This is a genomic window from Salinicola sp. CR57 (assembly GCF_003206585.1).
GTDB classification, from domain to species: Bacteria; Pseudomonadota; Gammaproteobacteria; order Pseudomonadales; family Halomonadaceae; genus Salinicola; species Salinicola lusitanus.
Genome location: NZ_PZJL01000001.1, coordinates 71,541 through 89,478, shown reverse-complemented (window position 1 = coordinate 89,478; position 17,938 = coordinate 71,541). Strand labels below are relative to the sequence as shown.

Sequence of the window (17,938 nt, the reverse complement as noted above, 5' to 3'; positions counted from 1 at the left end):
CCGACGAGCGACGGCGTGGTGCGGAAGGCATGGTCTTCAGCCGCCCCGCGCCTCGCCCGGTGTCTGCCCGGTGGCGCGCTTGAACGCGCGGCTGAAGGCGGCCTGGGAACCGTAGCCCAGCTGCCAGGCGACTTGATCGATGGAGAGGCGTTTCTCGCGGATCCACTGGGTGGCGAGTCGCATCCGTAGCTGCGTCACGTAGCCCAGTGGCGAAACACCCAGGACAGTGCGGAAGCGCTCGGCGAAGGCCGAGCGTGAGCTACCCATTTCCGCCGCCATGTCGGCCACGCTCCAGTGGCGTCCCGGTTGGCGATGGACGGCCGCGATCACCTTGCCCAGGCGCGGGTCGCGCAGCGCCTCGACCCAGCCGCCGATCTCCGCACAGCCGCATTCGACCCAGCCGCGTACGATACTGGCGGCCACCACGTCCGCGAGTCGCGACAGGATGCCGGCAGCGCCGGCCCGGCTCAGGCTCGCCTCGCGCTCCATCGCCTCGAGCATCGGCAACATTTCCGGGTAGCGCGACAGCAGCGTTCCCACGTGCATCACGGTAGGCATCATCGAGACCAGGGGCTGCATGCCTCCGAGATCGAACTGCATGCAGCCGCTGAACAGCCGCACGCCCTGGCCGTGCTCGAGGCGCGCCGAGCCGTCGTCGATACAGCTGAACGAGTCGCAGAGCGGGATGGCGTCGATCTTCTCGATGTCACGACTCTCCACCTCGGGGGAGGAGAGCAGGCAGTGATGTCCGCCGCGCGGCAGCAGCACCGCATCGCCGCTCTCCAGCTGCTGCACGTCGTCGCCGATTCGCAGGATCGCCGAACCTTGCGCGATGAAGTGAAATTGCGCGCAGGTGGCATCGGTATCGAAGGCGATGGCGAACGGCGATCGCATCTGCGCGCGCCGATAGTTCAACCCCGAAAGCCTCATTCCGAGCAAGAGCGCATTGATCCACTCGCTGGACTTCTGGAGCGGCGGCTGTCCCATCGGCGGGGTGTCAGGCACGCGACTCTCGGACGATAGCGTGTCGGCCGATCGGTGGTCTGGGGACCGGGAGCGCGGGGAGGATGACTGAGAGATCGAGGGTTTCATCGTTATCTTGGACTTTTGATCAAAGATCCTGGAGTTTTGATGATAGCGGATCTTGCGATGCTACTTTAGTCTACGCAGCATCTCAATGATCGATGGATGTCTCACATGACCACGAACGACTCGCATGATACGCGCCCGACGGGGGCATCCCGAGGGGCCTGGAGCGCCGTTTTTTCGTTGACGCTGGGTGTCTTCAGCCTGGTGATGGCCGAGTTTCTGCCGGCCAGCCTGCTGACGCCAATGGCGGACTCTCTGGCGATCAGCGAGGGCCAGGCGGGGCAGGCCGTCACGGTGACGGCGGTGGTGGCGCTGCTGTCGGGGTTGCTGGTGACCTCCGCCACCCAGCGGCTCGACCGTCGCCACGTGCTGCTGGGATTTTCCGGACTGATGATCGCTGCCAATCTGCTGGTCGCCTACTCGCCGGACCTGATCTGGCTGCTGGCCGGGCGGGTGCTGCTGGGCGTGGCGCTAGGCGGATTCTGGGCGCTCTCCGCCGCTACCGTCATGCGACTGGTGCCGGAGCACGACGTGCCGCGCGCGCTGTCGCTGCTGTTCACCGGCGTCCCCATCGCCACCATCAGTGCCGCGGCACTGGGCAGCTATCTCGGCGACCTGGTCGGCTGGCGTAACGTGTTTCTGCTCGCGACGGCGATCTCGGTAGCGACGCTGATCTTCCAGTACGTCACCTTGCCGTCCATGACGCCGGAGCGTCCCACCCCGCTCGGCACGCTGGTGAGCGTGATGAAACGACCGGGCATGATGGTCGGTATCGTCGCCATCCTGCTGGTGTTCTGTGGCCATTTCGCCTTCTTCACCTACGTCCGTCCGTTTCTCGAGGGCGTGTCGCACATGGGGATCAACGCATTGTCATCGACCCTGCTGGCCTTCGGGGTGGCTAACTTCGTCGGAACCTTGGCCGCGGGGTATCTGCTCGAGCGCAGCCTGCGTCTGACATTGGTGCTGATGCCGCTGATCATGGGCTCGCTGGGCTGGCTGCTGGCGACGCTGGGCGGCTTCTCGCCGGGGACCGATGCCCTCATGGTCGCGCTGTGGGGCTTCGCCTTCGGCGCCGTGCCGGTGGCCTGGTCGACCTGGATCACGCGTGTCGTGCCGGACGAAGCCGAGAGTGGCGGTGGCCTGATCGTCGCATCGATCCAGTTGGCGATCGCTCTGGGAGCGGCCGTGGGGGGCGTTGTCTTCGGCATCGGCGGCGTGCTGGCCGTCTGCGCCACCGCGGGCACGCTGCTGCTGGCCGCGGCCGCACTGGTACTCGCGGGCGTGAGAACGAGACCGGTGCCGGCTGGCGAAGGCGACACGGTGGTGGCTAGCTGTCAGTAGGCGATGGGCTGGTGTCTGTCGGTACGACCGACCGGGCGAGGTGAGACGCGGCAAGCATGGCCGAGCTCATCTTGCCTGTCGGGCGTTGAAGATGGTCTGCTATAAGAAAGGCATTCCTCCCCAGACCATCGAAAGGAACTGACGATGAGCATCGATTCCCAAGCAGGACGCTTGCCGGACGAGCACAGCCTCGCCAATATTCCGCGCCTGGTGTCGCGCTACTACAGCGAGCGGCCGGACCCCAGCGACCCGGGCCAGCAGGTGGCTTTCGGCACCTCGGGCCATCGCGGCTCCTCGTTGAAGACCAGTTTCAACGAATGGCACATCCTGGCCACGACCCAGGCGATCTGCGAGTACCGTGAAGCGCAGGGTGTCGACGGCCCGCTGTTCATCGGCATGGACACCCACGCGCTCTCCGAGCCGGCATTCTGCTCGGCGCTGGAAGTGCTGGCGGCCAACGGTGTCGAGACGCGCATCGATGCCGGCTGCGAAGAAACCGGTGGCGAGGTGGGGTACACGCCGACGCCGGCGATCTCCAACGCCATTCTGGTCTACAACCAGGGACGCAGCGGCGGGCTGGCCGACGGTATCGTCATCACCCCTTCGCACAACCCGCCTGGCGATGGCGGGTTCAAGTACAACCCGACCAACGGCGGGCCGGCCGATACCAACGTCACCAAGTGGATCCAGGAGCGGGCCAACGAACTGCTCGCCGGCGGCCTCGAGGGCGTTCGCCGCATCGGTTATGCCGAAGCCCTGAAGGCGCCGACCACCCAGCGTTTCGACTATATCGAGAGCTACGTCGGTGGCCTCGACAAGGTCATCGACATGGCCGCGATCCGTGACTCCGGGCTCAGGTTCGGCGTCGATCCGCTGGGCGGTGCCGGGGTGCACTACTGGCCGCGGATCGCCGCGAAGTACGACCTGCCGCTGGAAGTGATCTCGACCACCGTCGATCCGACCTTCCGCTTCATGCGCGTCGACTGGGACGGCAAGATCCGCATGGACTGCTCGTCGCCCTACGCCATGGCCGGGCTGATCGAGAACAAGGATCGCTTCGATGTCTCCTTCGCCTGCGACACCGATCACGATCGCCACGGCATCGTCGCCCGCTCGACCGGACTGCTGAATCCCAACCACTACCTCGCCGTCGCCATCGAGTATCTGTTCACCCATCGCCCGAACTGGAGCGACAAGGCCGCCATCGGCAAGACCCTGGTGTCGTCGTCGATGATCGATTACGTCGCCCAAGGCCTGGGTCGGGAGGTGGTCGAGGTGCCGGTGGGCTTCAAGTGGTTCGTCGATGGCTTGATCGAGGGCAGCCTCGGCTTCGGTGGCGAGGAGTCCGCTGGCGCCTCGTTCCTGACCCTGGACGGCAAGCCCTGGTCCACCGACAAGGACGGCATCATTCTCGGCCTGCTTGCCGCCGAGATCACCGCCGTCACCGGCAAGGACCCGGGCGAACGCTACCAGGCGCTGACCGAACGCTTCGGTGCGCCGGTCTACGAACGCGTCGATGCCCCGGCCGACCGTGAGCAGAAGGCCAGGCTCGGCAAGCTGTCGCCCGAGCAGGTCAGCGCCGACACGCTGGCGGGCCACCCGATCACCCGCAAGCTGACCGAGGCGCCCGGCAACGGCGCCGCCATCGGCGGGCTCAAGGTGGTCACCGACGCCGGCTGGTTCGCCGCACGTCCCTCCGGCACCGAGGACGTCTACAAGATCTACGCCGAGAGCTTCGAGGGCGAAGCGCATCTCAAGCGGATTCAGCAGGAGGCCAAGGCGCTGGTCGACGAGGTACTGGCGGGCTGACGCCGGGTGCGGGACCGGGAGACCTCGCGCTCCCGGCCCCGCCCGCCGGTCGCTCGGCCATCATCCGGGCCAGCCAGGCGCCCCTCGGCAAGTCGCGATGCAACGTCGTACTGCCGAGCGCGAGCCGTTTTCGCCGAAAGCCTAAAGTTGCCTTCGACATGGGCGATATCTCCTCTGTCAATTTCGATGCCGTGCCCCGGGCGGCGCCTTCCTCTGGCAGGGATACCCCATGCATTTCAAATCTATACGCACACTGGTCACGCTTCTGGTGGGCGCTTGTATCGTGCTGGTCGCCGCTGCTCTGGTGGGCTACTCCTTCTACGCCGACGCGCGCTCGCAGGCGCTGGTGGACGCTCGCACCCATACGCTGCTCGAGTCGAGCATCGACCGGCGCCTCTCCGCCGTGGCCGGCCGCCAGGCCGAAAGCATCCAGGCCCGGCTCGAACACGCGCTGACCCTGGCGCGAAACCTGGCCAGTACCAATGCCCTGATGGGGGAGGTCGACGATCAGGGCCGGCGTCGGCTTCTCCTCGGTCGCGACGAACTCTCCAACCTCGTGCGCCAGACGGTCGTCGACAATCCCGATCTGCTCGACGCTTTTATCGGCTGGGAGCCCAATGCCTTCGGCAGTGATCGCTACTACACCGGACGAGAGGATGCCGGCTACGGCGAGGACGGCCGCTTCATGCCGTGGTGGTATCGGACCGAGGATGGCAAGGTCGCGGTGCTGCCGTTGGGCGAGACGATGGATAGCAGCAAGATCATGGACAGCGGTGTGCGAGAAGGGGAGTACTATCTCTGTCCCAAGGAGACCGGCAAGCCCTGCATCATCGATCCGGCACCCTACGACTACAACGGCCGTAGCCTGATGGTGACCTCCTTCAACGTGCCGATCATGGTCGATGGCCAGTTCCGCGGTAGCGCCGGCGTCGACCTCTCCGTCGACTTCATCCAGGGGCTGCTGGCCGACGCCAGCCGCTCGCTCTACGACGGTGCCGGTGACTGGACCCTGGTCGCCCCGCAAGGTGGAATTACCGCCCGCACCGGCGAACCCTCTGGCGTGGGCAGCAACGCGGAGACATTCTTCGATGCCGCCATCAACGCCCGGCTTGACGAGGCGCGCCAGGGGCAGCCGGTCCTCGACAGCCACGAGGGCCAGATCGAGATGCTATGGCCGTTCACCGTCGGTCCGGCCGACAGCAAGCCATGGGTATTGATGATCCGGCTGCCCCAGAGCGTGGTCATGGCCGGGCTGACCGATCTGCGCCAGCAGCTCGCCAGCCAGCGTCACCACGACACGCTTGCGATGCTCGCGGTGGGTGTCGGCGTGGCGCTGCTGGGGCTGTTCGCCGGTTGGCTCCTCGGCGGTAGCCTGTCGCGGCCGCTCAGACGCCTGGCGTTGCGGATGCGCGAAATCGCCTCCGGCGACGGAGACCTCACCCAGCGCCTGCCGGTGCGCGGCCGTAACGAAAGCGCTGAGCTGGCGATCCAGTTCAACGCCTTCGCCGACAAGATGCACGAGGTCATGCTCGAGGTGCGCGAGAGCAGCGAGTCGGTACGCGCCGCATCCCAGGAGATCGCCAGCGGCAGCGAAGATCTGTCGCGCCGCACCGATGCCATGGCGGCCAGCCTGCAGCAGACCTCGGCCTCGATGGAGGAGCTCACCAGTACGGTCGACCACACCGCGCAGTCGGCGCGCCAGGTCGATCAGATGGCGGTATCCGCCACCGACGCGGCGCGCCGCGGTGGCGAGGTCGTCGGTGACGTCGTCAATACCATGGGTGAGATCGAAGCCTCCTCGCGCCAGATCGCCGAGATCGTCACCACCATGGATGGCATCGCGTTCCAGACCAACCTGCTGGCGCTCAACGCCTCGGTGGAGGCTGCTCGCGCCGGTGAACAGGGCAAGGGATTCGCGGTCGTCGCCCAGGAAGTGCGCAACCTCGCCAGCCGCAGCGCCGACGCCGCGCGCCAGATCAAGTCGCTGGTGGATGTCGCCAGCGGCAAGACGCAGCTGGGTGCGGAGCGCGTCCGCCATGCTGGCGAGGCGATGGAGGAGATCGTTGCCAGCATCGCCCGGGTGACCGACGTGCTGGGCGAGATCAGCGCGGCGACCAGCGAGCAGAGCCAGGGGATCGGCCAGGTCAATCAGGCCGTGGCGGAGATCGACCAGGTCACCCAGCAGAATGCGGCGATGGTTCAGCAGACCGCGACGGCGGCGGCCGAGCTGCGTCACCAGTCGCAGCGTCTGGCCGTGACGGTGGGGGCGTTCCGGCTCGCCGATATGCCGGCGCCCGCCTTGAGCGGGGAGACCACATCGACGCAGCCGCGGCTGCAGCCGTCGCGGCGCGCGGTGCCGGCCGTCTGATCAGCGCCGCGCGGCCAGCTCGCAGAAGAAGTCGACATACTGGGTGTGGCCTTCTGGAAAGATCACATCCAGCGTCAACGGATCCTCGGCATCGCTGATCCCTTCCAGTGCCGGCCAGACGTCGATGTCGGGATTTCCGGCGTGGCGCGCCAGCCGCTCGGCGTCGACGCCGGCGCGGCGAACCTCGCCACCGCTGCTGTCGACATAGAGTACCCGGTTGCCGCTGTCGAAAGCGTCTCCCAACTGCTGAATGAGCGTCAGGAAACCGCGGTCGCTGCCGCCGCGCTGGCGCTCGCCGCGCGCATCGCCAGACGGAATGAACGATGTCACGGTATCTCCCACCCCGACGATGCGCGGCATCAGCGCGGGATCGAAGCGGTCGCGGGCCAGTTCCAGCAACGCCGCCTGATCGCGGGGAGCCTCGCGGGCGTTGAAGCCCTCGCCCAACGGGTAATGCCCCGTATGGCGATGGTAGTAGTGGTTGAGAATGACCAGCACGCCCACCTCCTTGACGCCGCCACGCAACATCAGCTGGAAATCGGTGGTGCCGGCACCTTCCCCGTTCTCGTCGCCCTGTCGCAGGCGCTCTTTGCCGTCGGCGTCATGGCCGGCATTGGGGGCGTAGTGGATGAAGAAGGCGTCGCCCATTCCCGACCGGCGGGCCGCCTCGAGCCGCTCGTGCATGAACTCGGCGACGTCGGCCTGTAGTGCCCGATAGTGCTCCGGCGTCGCCTGCCAGTGACGGTGGAAGACGTTGAGGTTGAGTGTCGGCGAGGCGATGTTGTCGAGGACCGCCGCGGCGATCAGGTCGCGTCTCGCCTCGGACGGCAGGTCGTAGGGTGGCCGCGACAGCAGCGACTCGAGGAACGCCTCGGCCCGATCCGGAAACGTCTTCAGAAACGCCAGCTCGGCGTCGCTCACGCCGGGGTGCGACACCGCCCCGAAGCGGTCCTGCCACTGCACGCCACCGGCGGCCAGGCCGGGCAGGTAGCGCCCCTGCTCGCCAGCGCGATCCGGCGTCTCGAACAGCGCCTCGACGATACCGTTCACGCCGCGGGAGCCGATGTGTTCGCCGTTGGTCAGCACGAAGAAATGGCCATCGAGCCGACGGGTGGCGTCGAGGTAGCGTCGTTCCAGTTGGCGCGTCAGCGGATTGCCGACCAGTCCCATGCAGACGCCATCTAGGTCCTGGATGACGAGCAGATTGTCGGTGGCCGCCAGTTCGTCCAGCAGAGCGGCGTGATCGAGCGAGAAAGGGCGAGTCAGGGGCATGATGGGCGCCTTGGTCGGGGCGAGTGATGGTGGCGTTATCGGGCGAACGTTTACCAGTATAGCGTCAGCTCGTGATCCGAATCGCGACGGTTTGCCGGACCGGGACGCCCCGACTAGGCTTCTCTGTGGGCGTCGCCAAGGCGACAAGACGCCCAGACGATCCAACGTCAGTGCAAGACGCTCACGCCCGGATGGCGTGATGACAGCCCGGCGAAGGGGTAACCCCGCCAAGGGCAACATTAGCAGGAGGCAACGATGTCCAGTCCCGAGCACAAGCAGAAGATCTGGAAGCTGATCGAGAAGATCAAGGTCGGCATGTTGGTCACGCTCGACGATGGCGTGCCGCGAGCGCGCCCCATGCATCTGGTGCAGGATGCCTACGACGGCAAGCTCTGGTTTTACACGCGCCGCAGTGCCGAAAAGTCGTTCGAGGCGAAGCAGGATCAGGATGTCTGCATCACGTTCTCGGACCAGGATGACGGCATCTACGTGTCGATGTCCGGCCGGGCACGCCTCAACGACGATCCCGCGCTGATCGAGAAGTACTGGAATCCGTTCGTGGCCGCCTGGTTCACCGGTGGCAAGGAGGATCCGGACATCACCATGATGGAGATCGACATCGACTTCGGCGAGCACTGGCAGTCGCGTGAGAGCAAGACATTCCAGCTCTACGAGATCGCCAAGGCCAACGTGAAGAAGGAGCACCAGCCGGATCTCGGCGAGAACGAGAAGTTCGGCCACTGAGCCGCCGGACCCGACCTGGCTTTTGATGCCGCCGATGTCCGATGGGATGTCGGCGGCGTTTCTCCGGGAGGCCATTGACAGTTGCGTGACAAGTCAGGATAAAGAGTCCTCACAAGTCACATAGCGACCCCCCATGTTTCTGCTGACGGCATTCGTCGTTCTCTCCATCGGTTTTTCCTTCGTCTGTTCGGTGCTGGAAGCCGCGCTGCTCTCGCTCACACCGAGTTATATCGCGCAGCTCAAGGACGACCGCCCCAGGCTTCACGACAAGCTCAACAAGCTCAAGTCGAATATCGATCGGCCGCTGGCGGCGATCCTCACGCTCAACACGATCGCTCACACCGTCGGTGCCACGGGTGTCGGCGCGCAAGTGGCCGTCGTGTTCGGCGATGCCCACGTGGCCATCGCCTCGGCCTTGATGACCTTCGGCATCCTGGTGTTCTCGGAGATCATCCCCAAGACCATCGGAGCGACCTACTGGCGTAGCCTGGCGCCTCTGCTGCCACCGACGCTGCGCTTCATGGTGCTGCTGCTGCTGCCCTTCATCTGGCTGTCGGAGATGATCACCAATCGTATCGCCAAGAACGAGGGCGATGTCGACATGCGCGGCGAGATCAAGGCGCTGGCGAGGATCGGGCTGGAAGAGAAGGCGCTGGATGCGGACGAGACCCGCACCATCACCAATATCCTCAATCTGCACGAGATCCCGGTGAAGAGCGTGATGACGCCGCGAACCGTGTGTGAAACGGTGACGCCCGACATGACCGTGGCCGAGTTCGATCAGCGCTATGGCAAGACGCAGTTCACGCGTTTCCCGGTGATGGATGGCGGCGAGGATGCCCTGGGCTACGTGCACAAGGCGGATACCTACCACGCCGAGGATAGCGAGAGGCTGAAATCGCTGATGCACTCCGTCGCGATCATCGACGAGAACGATAGCGTCGAGCATGTCTTCACCGCCATGCTCAAGGATCACAACCACCTGCGCGTGGTCTACGACGACCATGGCAACTGGGTCGGGCTGATCACCATGGAAGACGTGATCGAGACGATCCTGGGCCAGGACATCATCGACGAGACCGACAACGTGCATAACCTGCGCAAGTACGCCAAGCAGCGTTGGCTGAAGCGAATCAAGCGCGGCGAATCCGCCCAGCCGCCGCCGGGCTGAAGCCGGCGGCGGTCATCTCGTGGCAGGGCTCGGTCAGATGACCTTCTTGCGTAGCCAGGCGGCGAGCGCTTCGCCCAGGATGACCAGGGCGATGATCGCCAACAGGATGGTGGCGACGGTCTGCCATGCCAGCGTGTCGATGGCGCCCTGCAGGATCACGCCGATCCCGCCGGCGCCTACCAGGCCGAGTACGGTCGACTCGCGCAGGTTGATGTCCCAGCGCAGGATGCCGACCGCGAAGAATGTCGGCATGACCTGCGGCACGATCGCGTAGAGCACCACCTTGGCCCGCGAGGCGCCGGTCGCTTCCAGCGCCTCCACCGGGCGCCGATCGATCTCCTCGATCGCTTCGCCCAATAGCTTGCCGAGAAAACCGATCGACCGGAACATGATCGCGATGATCCCGGCCAGCACGCCGGGGCCGAAGATCGCCACGAACAGCAGGGCCCAGATCAGCGTGTTGACCGAGCGGCTCGAGACCAGGATGAAACGCCCCAGCCACAGCGTGAAACGGTTGGGGGTCGTGTTCTGGGCCGCGATGTAGGCGATCGGCAGCGACAGGAAGACGGCTACGAACGTGGCGATGGTGGCGATGTTGAGCGTCTCGACCAGTGCCCACAGGATCGCCCGCAGGTTGCTCACGTCCGGCGGCACCATGCGCCCGAACAGGTCACCGACCTGGGCCGGGGCATCCCACACCCAGGGCCAGATGATATCGATGCTCTCCACCGCCCACACCACGGCCGCTGCCACGACCAGCAGTGTCAGGAAGCGCTTCCAGCGCTGTTGCGGGGTATAGCGCGCCCAGGTGCGCTCGGCAACGGTCTGCGTCATCCGATGTTCCTCCTGATCCGACCGCTGATCGCTTCGCTGACCAGAATCACGCCGATGATCACCAGCGTGATCGCCAGGGCGAAGTCGTAGTCGTAGCGGCCGAAAGCGTTCATCAGCGTCGAGCCGATGCCGCCGGCGCCGACGATACCGACCACCGCCGACGCCCGCAGGTTGCTGTCGAGCTGATAGATGCCGAGGCCGATCTGGCGCGGCATGATCTGCGGCAGCACGGCGAACTGCAGCACGCTGATATAGCGGGTGCCGCTGGCACGTAGCGCTTCCACCTGACCCCAGTCGATCTCCTCGATTCGCTCGGCCAGCATCTTGGCGACGAAGCCGATCGAGTAGAGCGTCAGCGTCAGGATGCCGGCCACCGGACCGAACCCCACCGCCTTGACGAACAGGATCGCCACGATCACCGGGTGGAAGCTGCGCGCCAGGATGATGATGGCCCTGCCAATCATGTAGATCGGCCTGGCGGCGATGTTGCGGGCCGCCATGAACGCGATGGGAACGCTCAGCGCGAGACCCAGCAGCGTCGCCAGGATGGCGATCTGCAGGCTTTCGAGGAAGCCGTCGATGAGCAGCTCATAGCGGTCGAAGTTGGGCGGAAAGGCGCCGGAGAAAATCCGCGCGGCACGGGTCATGCCCTGGCTGATGCGATCGAGATCGAACGGCAGGATCGAGATCGCCCACACGGCGTAGATCGCGACGCCCACGACCAGCCCCCAGCGCAGCACTGGATTGGCGATGAACGGTGGCTTGCGCCAGTGTCGCCGCGACGACGGGACCGTCTGATCGGTGCTGGTGCTCATGACACCACCGCCGGTGAGTGGGCCGACCCGCTCTCGGCCTGCTGACGTGCCTCCCCCGGGGTGCCGCTGTAGACGGCATCCATCGCCTCCTGGTCCAGGTCGGCGGGAACGCCATCGAAGATCAGCTTGCCGAATCGCATGCCGACGATGCGCTGGGTGTATTCACGCGCTTCGGCCACGTTGTGGATGTTGATCAGTACCGGGAGCGACAGCTCCTGGGAGAGCGTCTGCAGCAGCTCCATGATCTGGCGCGAGCTCACCGGATCCAGCGAGGCCGTGGGCTCGTCGGCGAGCAGAATTTCCGGTTGCTGCATCAACGCCCGAACCACGCCGACACGCTGACGTTCGCCACCGGAGAGTGCATCGGCGCGTTTGTTGGCGTAGTGCGCGATGCCGACGCGCTCCATCAGGTGGTAGGCGCGCTCGATGTCTTCCGCCGGGTACTTGCGCAGTGCCGCCCGCCAGTAGGGGATATAACCCAGCCTCCCACACTGGACGTTCTCCATCACCGTCAGGCGATCCACCAGGTTGAAGCCCTGGAAGATCATCCCGATGCGCCGGCGCGCCTTGCGCAGCTCTTCACGCTTGAGATGCGTCAACTCCAGGCCGTTGAGCTCGATGCTGCCTTCCGTGGGCTCCACCAGCCGGTTGATGCAGCGCAGCAGGGTGCTCTTGCCGGCCCCCGAAGCGCCGATGATCGATACCACCGATTCACCGGGAACGTCGAGATCGAGCCCGCGCAGCACCGGCTCGCCATGGCCGTACCGTTTGATCAGATTCTGAATGCGCAGCATGGGAGATCCTCTGCTGACGGCGCCATCGGCCTTCGTGGCCGATGGCGCCGCCTGTGGTTCGGCGGATTACTCGACGTTTTCCTGGGAGTAGACGACGCCATTGGCGTCCTGAATGTCGCGGATGACTTCCCAATCCTTCTGATAAGTGACCGGGATGAACTTGGTCACGCCGTCGAACTCCTCGCCCAGCTCGGTGCCTTTCATGTCGAAGCTGAAGAAGGCCTCCTTGATCTTGTCGATCAGCTCGGGCTTGAGGTTGTAGGCATAGGTATAGGAGGTGGTGGGGAAGCGCTTGGACTCGAACACGATCTTGACCTCTTCCGGGTCGTAGAGGCCCCGCTCGGCCATCCGATCGACCACCTCGGAGGCGACCGGCGCAGCGTCGTAGTCCCCCGCCACCACGCCCAGCATCGACTGGTCGTGGGAGCCCGAGTAGACCACTTCGTAGTCTTCGTCGGGGGTAATGCCCTGCTTCGGGAACAGGGCGCGCGGCGCCAGGTTGCCGGAGTTGGAGGTGGGGGAGGTGTGCGCCACGCGCTTGCCCTTGAGATCGCTCAGCTCGTCGATGCCGCTGTCCTTGCGGGTGTAGACCTGCAAGGTATAGCCGAACTCGCCGTCGTCGCTGCCCATGATCGCGAACGGCACCGCCCCGGCGAGGTTGACCGCGAACGGCGTCGGCCCGGTGGAGAAGCCCGCGACCTGGATGCGCCCGCTGCGCATCGCTTCGATCTCGGCAGCATTCGATTGCACGGCGTAGAAGCGAACGTCCTTGCCGGTGACATCGCGGAGGTGCTCGATGAACGGTTCCCAGATATCGGCGTAGATCGCCGGGTCCTCGACCGGGGTATAGGCGAAGACCAGCGGATCGGGGTCGAGATATTGGGATTCGTCGGTCGGCGCATCGGCGACCAGATCGCCGTCGGCGTCGCAGTACATGGGCGCCAGGTCCCCGCGTTGCGGGCACGCATCGGCGGCCTGCGTCGAGAGAGCGAGGCCGCAGCCGAGTAGCAGCGTGGTCAACAGGGAAAGCGGCAGGCGCAGCGAGGGGGAGCTGGAGGATTCGAGGCGTCGTAGCATGGCGGATCTCCTGGAACGGAGGTTGTTATAAGCGACACCGGCCGCGCGATTTGTCGATCTCTTTATAGATGCTTTCGGTGTCATGGTTTTGTCACAGTGTGCGCAAAATTCGGCGTAAAGCGCATACGACTTTCGCTAATGACTGCGTTTCATGTTCGTTTCCGAGCAGGAAGAAGAAAGTTGGTGTTTTTATTGTTATGTTATAACATTGGTTTTTCGCGACGCTCCGGAGGAGACTGCCATGCCGTTACCGCTTATCGAGGAAGAGAGCCAACTGCTGGCAATGCCCGAGAACGCCTACATGAACGAGGCTCAGCTCGACTTCTTCCGACGGCGTCTGCTGGTGGAGCAGGCGGGGCTCGAAGCGGCGCTTGAAGAGACTCGCCGCACCATCGTCGACAGCCGTGGTGTCGGCGACGAGGCCGACCTGGCCGCCAACGAGGAGACGTTGCGTCTGCTACTACGCCAGGCCGACCGTGAGACCCGGCTGCTGCGCAAGGTTGCCGGTACCCTCAAGCGGTTGGATGAGGGCGACTATGGATTCTGCGAAGAGACCGGCGCGCCGATCGGCCTGCGACGATTGTTGCTGAGACCCACCGCCACGCTCTGTCTCGAGGCCAAGCAGCGTCAGGAGCAGCGCGAGCACCATTACGCCAAGCGACACAGCGCCTGACACCTCGCTTGTCGGCGACCCAAGACATCGACGGCCCGCCCGATACAGAGGCCGACCCGGACCGACCTTGCTGGAGGAATCCATGAATCCCTTACCCGTTACCGTGCTTTCCGGCTTTCTCGGCGCCGGCAAGACCACGCTGCTCAACCATCTGCTCAACAACCGTGACGGCCGCCGTATCGCGGTGATCGTCAACGACATGAGCGAGATCAATATCGACGCCGCCCTGGTCGAGCGCGAAGTCGATCTCAACCGTGCCGAAGAGAAGCTGGTCGAGATGAGCAATGGCTGCATCTGCTGCACCCTGCGCGAAGACCTGCTGATCGAGGTGAACCGTCTCGCCGAGGAGGGCCGCTTCGACTACCTGGTGATCGAATCCACCGGCATCTCCGAGCCGCTGCCGGTGGCCGAGACCTTTACCTTCGAGGATGAACAGGGCCGCAGCCTGTCCCAGGTGGCACGCCTGGATACCCTGGTCACCGTGGTCGACGGTGCCAACTTCCTGACCCAGTACTACGAGGCCAAATCGCTGGCCGAGGCGGGTGAAAGCCTGGGCGAGGAGGACGAGCGCAACGTCGCCGACCTGCTGGTCGACCAGATCGAGTTCTGCGACGTGCTGCTGATCTCCAAGAGCGATCTGATCGACGCCGGCCAGCTCGCCGAGGTCGAGGCGGTGCTCAGAACCCTCAATCCGGATGCCGAGATCCATGCCATCAGCCACGGCCAGATCGGGTTGGACCGGGTGCTCGATACCGGCCGCTTCAGCTTCGAGAAGGCCCAGCTTGCCCCCGGCTGGCTCAAGGAGCTGCGCGGTGAACACGTCCCCGAGACCGAGGAGTACGGCATCAGCAGCTTCAGTTTCGAAGCGCGCCGCCCGTTCCACCCGCAGCGCTTCTTCGAGCTGTTGCACTGCGACTGGGGTGACGGCCGCCTGCTGCGCTCCAAGGGCTTCTTCTGGCTCGCTAGTCGTCCCGAGTTCGCCGGCCAGTGGAGCCAGGCCGGCGGTATTGCCCATCACGGTTTCGCCGGTCTGTTCTGGCGTGCGGTACCCGAGTCGCGCTGGCCCCAGGACCCGGAGTATCTCGCCTCGATCCGGGAGAAATGGGAAGAACCCTTCGGCGACATGCGCCAGGAGCTGGTGTTCATCGGCCAGGGGCTCGACGTGGCGAGCATCCGCCGCCGCCTGGAAGCGTGCCTGCTCGACGATGACGAGCTGGCCCGCGGCAAGGGGTACTGGATGACCTTGCCCGATCCCTTCCCCGAGTGGGGCGTCGCTGCCTGAGCCTGCTGTTGCCGACTCATCTTGATCTGGTCTCCACCAGAGCTTCCCCGGTAATCCCTCGCGGATTTGCCGGGGTTTTTTATGGCCGTCATTGGTAGCGGTCATCGTGCGAGTGGTCATCTCACGACCTCGACAGCCATCCGATAGGATCTGAATTCCACCATTGAGAGTCGGGCATTGCTAAAAAATTATTAGCAAGCTACATTTTTGCCATCATTCGTCTCAGTCAGGAACAGGATTCATGGCATCTCCCAAGCTCTTTACATCGCTCAAGCTTGCCGAGCTCGAGCTGGCCAACCGTATCGTGATCTCGCCGATGTGCCAGTACTCCGCCGACGGCGAGGGCAGCATGACCGATTGGCATACGATCCATCTCGGCCAGTTGGCGCTCTCCGGCGCCGGCCTGCTGATCATCGAGGCCTCGGCCGTGGCCGCGGCGGGGCGTATCACCCCGGGCGACGTCGGGCTCTATTCCGACGCCAACGAGCAGGCGATGGCGCGCACGCTCGCGTCGGTACGCGCCCACTCGCCGATGCCGATCGGCATCCAGCTCGGCCACGCCGGGCGCAAGGCCTCTTGCCAGGCCCCCTGGGAGGGCGGCAAGCAGTTGAGCCTGGAGGCGGGAGGATGGCAGACCCTGGCGCCCTCCGACGTGCCCTATCAGGCCGATCAGCGCCCGCCGCAGGCGATGACCCTCGACGATATCGCGGAGCTCAAGGCGGATTTCGTCGCCGCGGCCAGGCGTGCCGAGCGTCTCGGCTTCGATCTGATCGAGCTGCACGCGGCCCACGGCTATCTGCTGCACCAGTTCCTGTCGCCGCTTTCCAACCAGCGCGAGGACGCCTACGGCGGCAGCCTGGAGAACCGCATGCGCTTGGTCCTCGAGATCTTCGATGCGGTGCGTGAGGTATTCCCGGCAGAGAAGCCGGTGGGCATTCGCATCTCCGGCAGCGACTGGGTCGAGGGCGGCTGGGACCTGGACCAGAGCGTGGCCCTGGCTCAGGCCCTCGATGCCCGCGGCTGCAGCTTCATCGACTGCTCCGGTGGCGGGCTCGACCCGCGCCAGGCCCTCGATGTCGGCCCCAGCTACCAGGTGCCGTTCGCCCGGCGCATGAAGCAGAAAGTCGCCATGCCGGTGATCGCGGTGGGTCTGATCACCGAGCCGGAGCAGGCCGAAGGGATCGTCTTCAGCGGGGAAGCCGACGCCGTGGCGCTGGCCCGCGGCATGCTCTTCGATCCGCGCTGGCCGTGGCACGCCGCGGCCAAGCTGGGGGCCAGCGTGCACGCACCCAAGCAGTATCTACGCAGCCAGCCGCATACCTTGAAAGGGCTATTCGGCTAGTTCGCTCTCGTCGACATCCGCTGTCTCGCCGGCGAGTGCCAGCGCGGTGCTCGCCAGCGCCTCCAGCGTGGGCGCCAGGGTCGCTTCGTCGAAATCGAACTCGGGGTGGTGGTGACCGGCCGCGAGTCGGGTGCCGAAGATCAGATAGGCGGCTTCTCCGCCCCGCTCGATGACGCGACGCATCAGCAGGGTCGCGTCTTCCGAACCGGCGGGCGTGGTGTCGTGGGCGATCAGCTCACGGATGCCTGCCCGGCCCTCGAGCGCCGTCGCGATGCGCTCGACCAGCGCGGGACTCGAGGTGCACTCCACCGCGGCGCCGAGACGCGCGATGGCCAGCTCGACGCCCTGCATGCGCGCCGCACCTTCCAGCACCTCTCGGGCCCGGCCCTCGACATAATCGTTGATCGCCGTGGTGCTGCCGCGTGTCTCCAACTGCATGAAGGCCGTGTCGGCGATCACGTTGCGCCCGCTGCCGGCTTCCAGGCGGCCGACGTTGAGCCGCGAGGCGCCTCCGGCGTGCGGTGCGATCGCATGTAGCGCCTGCACCGCCTGCGCGGCGGCGAGCAGGGCATTGCGCCCCTTTTCGGGTTCCCCGCCGGCGTGGGCGGCGCGCCCGGTGAAGGTGACGTCGAGCTTGGTCGTCGCCAGAAAACCGTCCGCACCGCAGATCAGCGTGCCCTCGGGCTGCCCCAGCCCCAGATGGGTGGCGATGAAGTGATCGACGTCATCGACCACGCCGGCCGCGACCATGGCCCCGGCACCTCTGACACCCTCTTCGGCCGGTTGGAAGAGCAGCTTGATGCGGCCGGTGAGGCGTGAGGCGAGCGCCGGCAGCAGATGTGCCAGACCGAGCCCCAGGGCGGTGTGCCCATCGTGGGCGCAGGCGTGCATCGACCCCGGATGGCAAGAGCGAAATCCCAGGCGCGCGGGAAAGTGCGTGTCGGCCTCGCTTTCGAGGATCGGCAGGGCGTCGAGATCGAAGCGGTAGGCGAGCGTAGGCCCCGGACGGCCGGTGTCGAAGGTGCCGACGACGCCGGTCAGCCCGCCCTCCATGGCGGCAAGCCAGCGCGCAACACCACCCTGGTCGCGGGCGCGCGCCAGGGCGTCGGCGAGCGTCGCGGCGTCGGGCACGCCCAGGCGCGCCTCGCGATCGACGACCGCCTCGCCGACGGCGACCTGGTAGCCGAGCGCGTCGAGGCTTTCCGCCACGAGACTGGCGGTGCGGAACTCGGTCCATCCCTGCTCGGGGTGGCGGTGAAAATCCCGCCGCCAGGCGATCAACTGTGGCGCGAGCGCCTCGACCTGTGCCGCCAGCGAGTGAGGCATG

General features: G+C 65.6%; 15 protein-coding genes. 8 read left to right on the top strand and 7 right to left on the bottom strand.

The annotated features are described in order from the left end of the window. Window positions 1-36: 36 nt before the first annotated feature. Window positions 37-1,005, bottom strand: a complete 969-nt coding sequence (locus DOM56_RS00385; protein ID WP_232822113.1) for an AraC family transcriptional regulator — start codon at window positions 1,003-1,005, stop codon at window positions 37-39. Window positions 1,006-1,197: 192 nt separating this feature from the next. On the opposite strand from DOM56_RS00385, the gene DOM56_RS00380 reads away from it, so the two are divergent. The 3 genes from DOM56_RS00380 to DOM56_RS00370 all read left to right on the top strand — a co-directional run bounded on the left by DOM56_RS00380 (window position 1,198) and on the right by DOM56_RS00370 (window position 6,607). Then, window positions 1,198-2,430: an MFS transporter gene (locus tag DOM56_RS00380; RefSeq protein ID WP_110707007.1), complete on the top strand. Its 1,233-nt coding sequence runs from the start codon at window positions 1,198-1,200 to the stop codon at window positions 2,428-2,430. Between the two features lie 144 nt (window positions 2,431-2,574). Further along, on the top strand, window positions 2,575-4,239 hold the full coding sequence (gene pgm / locus DOM56_RS00375) for a phosphoglucomutase (alpha-D-glucose-1,6-bisphosphate-dependent) (protein WP_110707006.1): 1,665 nt from the start codon (window positions 2,575-2,577) through the stop codon (window positions 4,237-4,239). Between the two features lie 229 nt (window positions 4,240-4,468). Further along, window positions 4,469-6,607, top strand: a complete 2,139-nt coding sequence (locus tag DOM56_RS00370; RefSeq protein ID WP_110707005.1) for a methyl-accepting chemotaxis protein — start codon at window positions 4,469-4,471, stop codon at window positions 6,605-6,607. On the opposite strand, the gene stpA is transcribed toward DOM56_RS00370, so the two are convergent. Further along, window positions 6,608-7,879, bottom strand: coding sequence for a glucosylglycerol 3-phosphatase (gene stpA / locus DOM56_RS00365; RefSeq protein WP_110707004.1), 1,272 nt, complete (start codon window positions 7,877-7,879; stop codon window positions 6,608-6,610). 255 nt (window positions 7,880-8,134) lie between these two features. On the opposite strand from stpA, the gene DOM56_RS00360 reads away from it, so the two are divergent. Together DOM56_RS00360 and DOM56_RS00355 are read left to right on the top strand one after the other, a co-directional pair. Continuing rightward, window positions 8,135-8,623: a pyridoxamine 5'-phosphate oxidase family protein gene (locus tag DOM56_RS00360; RefSeq protein ID WP_110597601.1), complete on the top strand. Its 489-nt coding sequence runs from the start codon at window positions 8,135-8,137 to the stop codon at window positions 8,621-8,623. Between the two features lie 133 nt (window positions 8,624-8,756). After that, on the top strand, window positions 8,757-9,794 hold the full coding sequence (locus tag DOM56_RS00355) for a CNNM domain-containing protein (RefSeq protein ID WP_110707003.1): 1,038 nt from the start codon (window positions 8,757-8,759) through the stop codon (window positions 9,792-9,794). A gap of 33 nt (window positions 9,795-9,827) precedes the next feature. On the opposite strand, the gene phnE (DOM56_RS00350) is transcribed toward DOM56_RS00355, so the two are convergent. The 4 genes from phnE (DOM56_RS00350) to phnD form a co-directional block, all read right to left on the bottom strand. Then, window positions 9,828-10,628, bottom strand: coding sequence for a phosphonate ABC transporter, permease protein PhnE (gene phnE / locus DOM56_RS00350; RefSeq protein WP_110707002.1), 801 nt, complete (start codon window positions 10,626-10,628; stop codon window positions 9,828-9,830). After that, a complete protein-coding gene (phnE, locus tag DOM56_RS00345; protein ID WP_110707001.1) occupies window positions 10,625-11,443 on the bottom strand; it encodes a phosphonate ABC transporter, permease protein PhnE in 819 nt (272 codons plus the stop codon). The genes phnE (DOM56_RS00350) and phnE (DOM56_RS00345) overlap by 4 nt, the downstream gene beginning before the upstream one ends. Further along, window positions 11,440-12,237, bottom strand: a complete 798-nt coding sequence (gene phnC, locus DOM56_RS00340; RefSeq protein ID WP_110707000.1) for a phosphonate ABC transporter ATP-binding protein — start codon at window positions 12,235-12,237, stop codon at window positions 11,440-11,442. The genes phnE (DOM56_RS00345) and phnC overlap by 4 nt, the downstream gene beginning before the upstream one ends. 66 nt (window positions 12,238-12,303) lie before the next feature. After that, window positions 12,304-13,314, bottom strand: coding sequence for a phosphate/phosphite/phosphonate ABC transporter substrate-binding protein (gene phnD, locus DOM56_RS00335; protein WP_110706999.1), 1,011 nt, complete (start codon window positions 13,312-13,314; stop codon window positions 12,304-12,306). A gap of 241 nt (window positions 13,315-13,555) precedes the next feature. On the opposite strand from phnD, the gene DOM56_RS00330 reads away from it, so the two are divergent. The 3 genes from DOM56_RS00330 (at window position 13,556) to DOM56_RS00320 (ending at window position 16,611) form a co-directional block, all read left to right on the top strand. Beyond that, window positions 13,556-13,987: a TraR/DksA C4-type zinc finger protein gene (locus tag DOM56_RS00330; RefSeq protein ID WP_110706998.1), complete on the top strand. Its 432-nt coding sequence runs from the start codon at window positions 13,556-13,558 to the stop codon at window positions 13,985-13,987. Window positions 13,988-14,069: 82 nt separating this feature from the next. Further along, window positions 14,070-15,269 (top strand): zinc metallochaperone GTPase ZigA, encoded by a 1,200-nt coding sequence (gene zigA, locus DOM56_RS00325; protein ID WP_110706997.1) that lies wholly within the window; start codon window positions 14,070-14,072, stop codon window positions 15,267-15,269. Between the two features lie 241 nt (window positions 15,270-15,510). Continuing rightward, window positions 15,511-16,611 carry an NADH:flavin oxidoreductase/NADH oxidase gene (locus DOM56_RS00320; RefSeq protein ID WP_110706996.1) on the top strand — a complete coding sequence of 367 codons (1,101 nt, stop codon included), beginning with the start codon at window positions 15,511-15,513 and terminating at the stop codon, window positions 16,609-16,611. Here the strand turns inward: DOM56_RS00320 and DOM56_RS00315 are convergent. After that, window positions 16,600-17,937, bottom strand: coding sequence for an amidohydrolase (locus tag DOM56_RS00315; protein WP_110706995.1), 1,338 nt, complete (start codon window positions 17,935-17,937; stop codon window positions 16,600-16,602). The genes DOM56_RS00320 and DOM56_RS00315 overlap by 12 nt on opposite strands. Window position 17,938 lies beyond the last annotated feature (1 nt).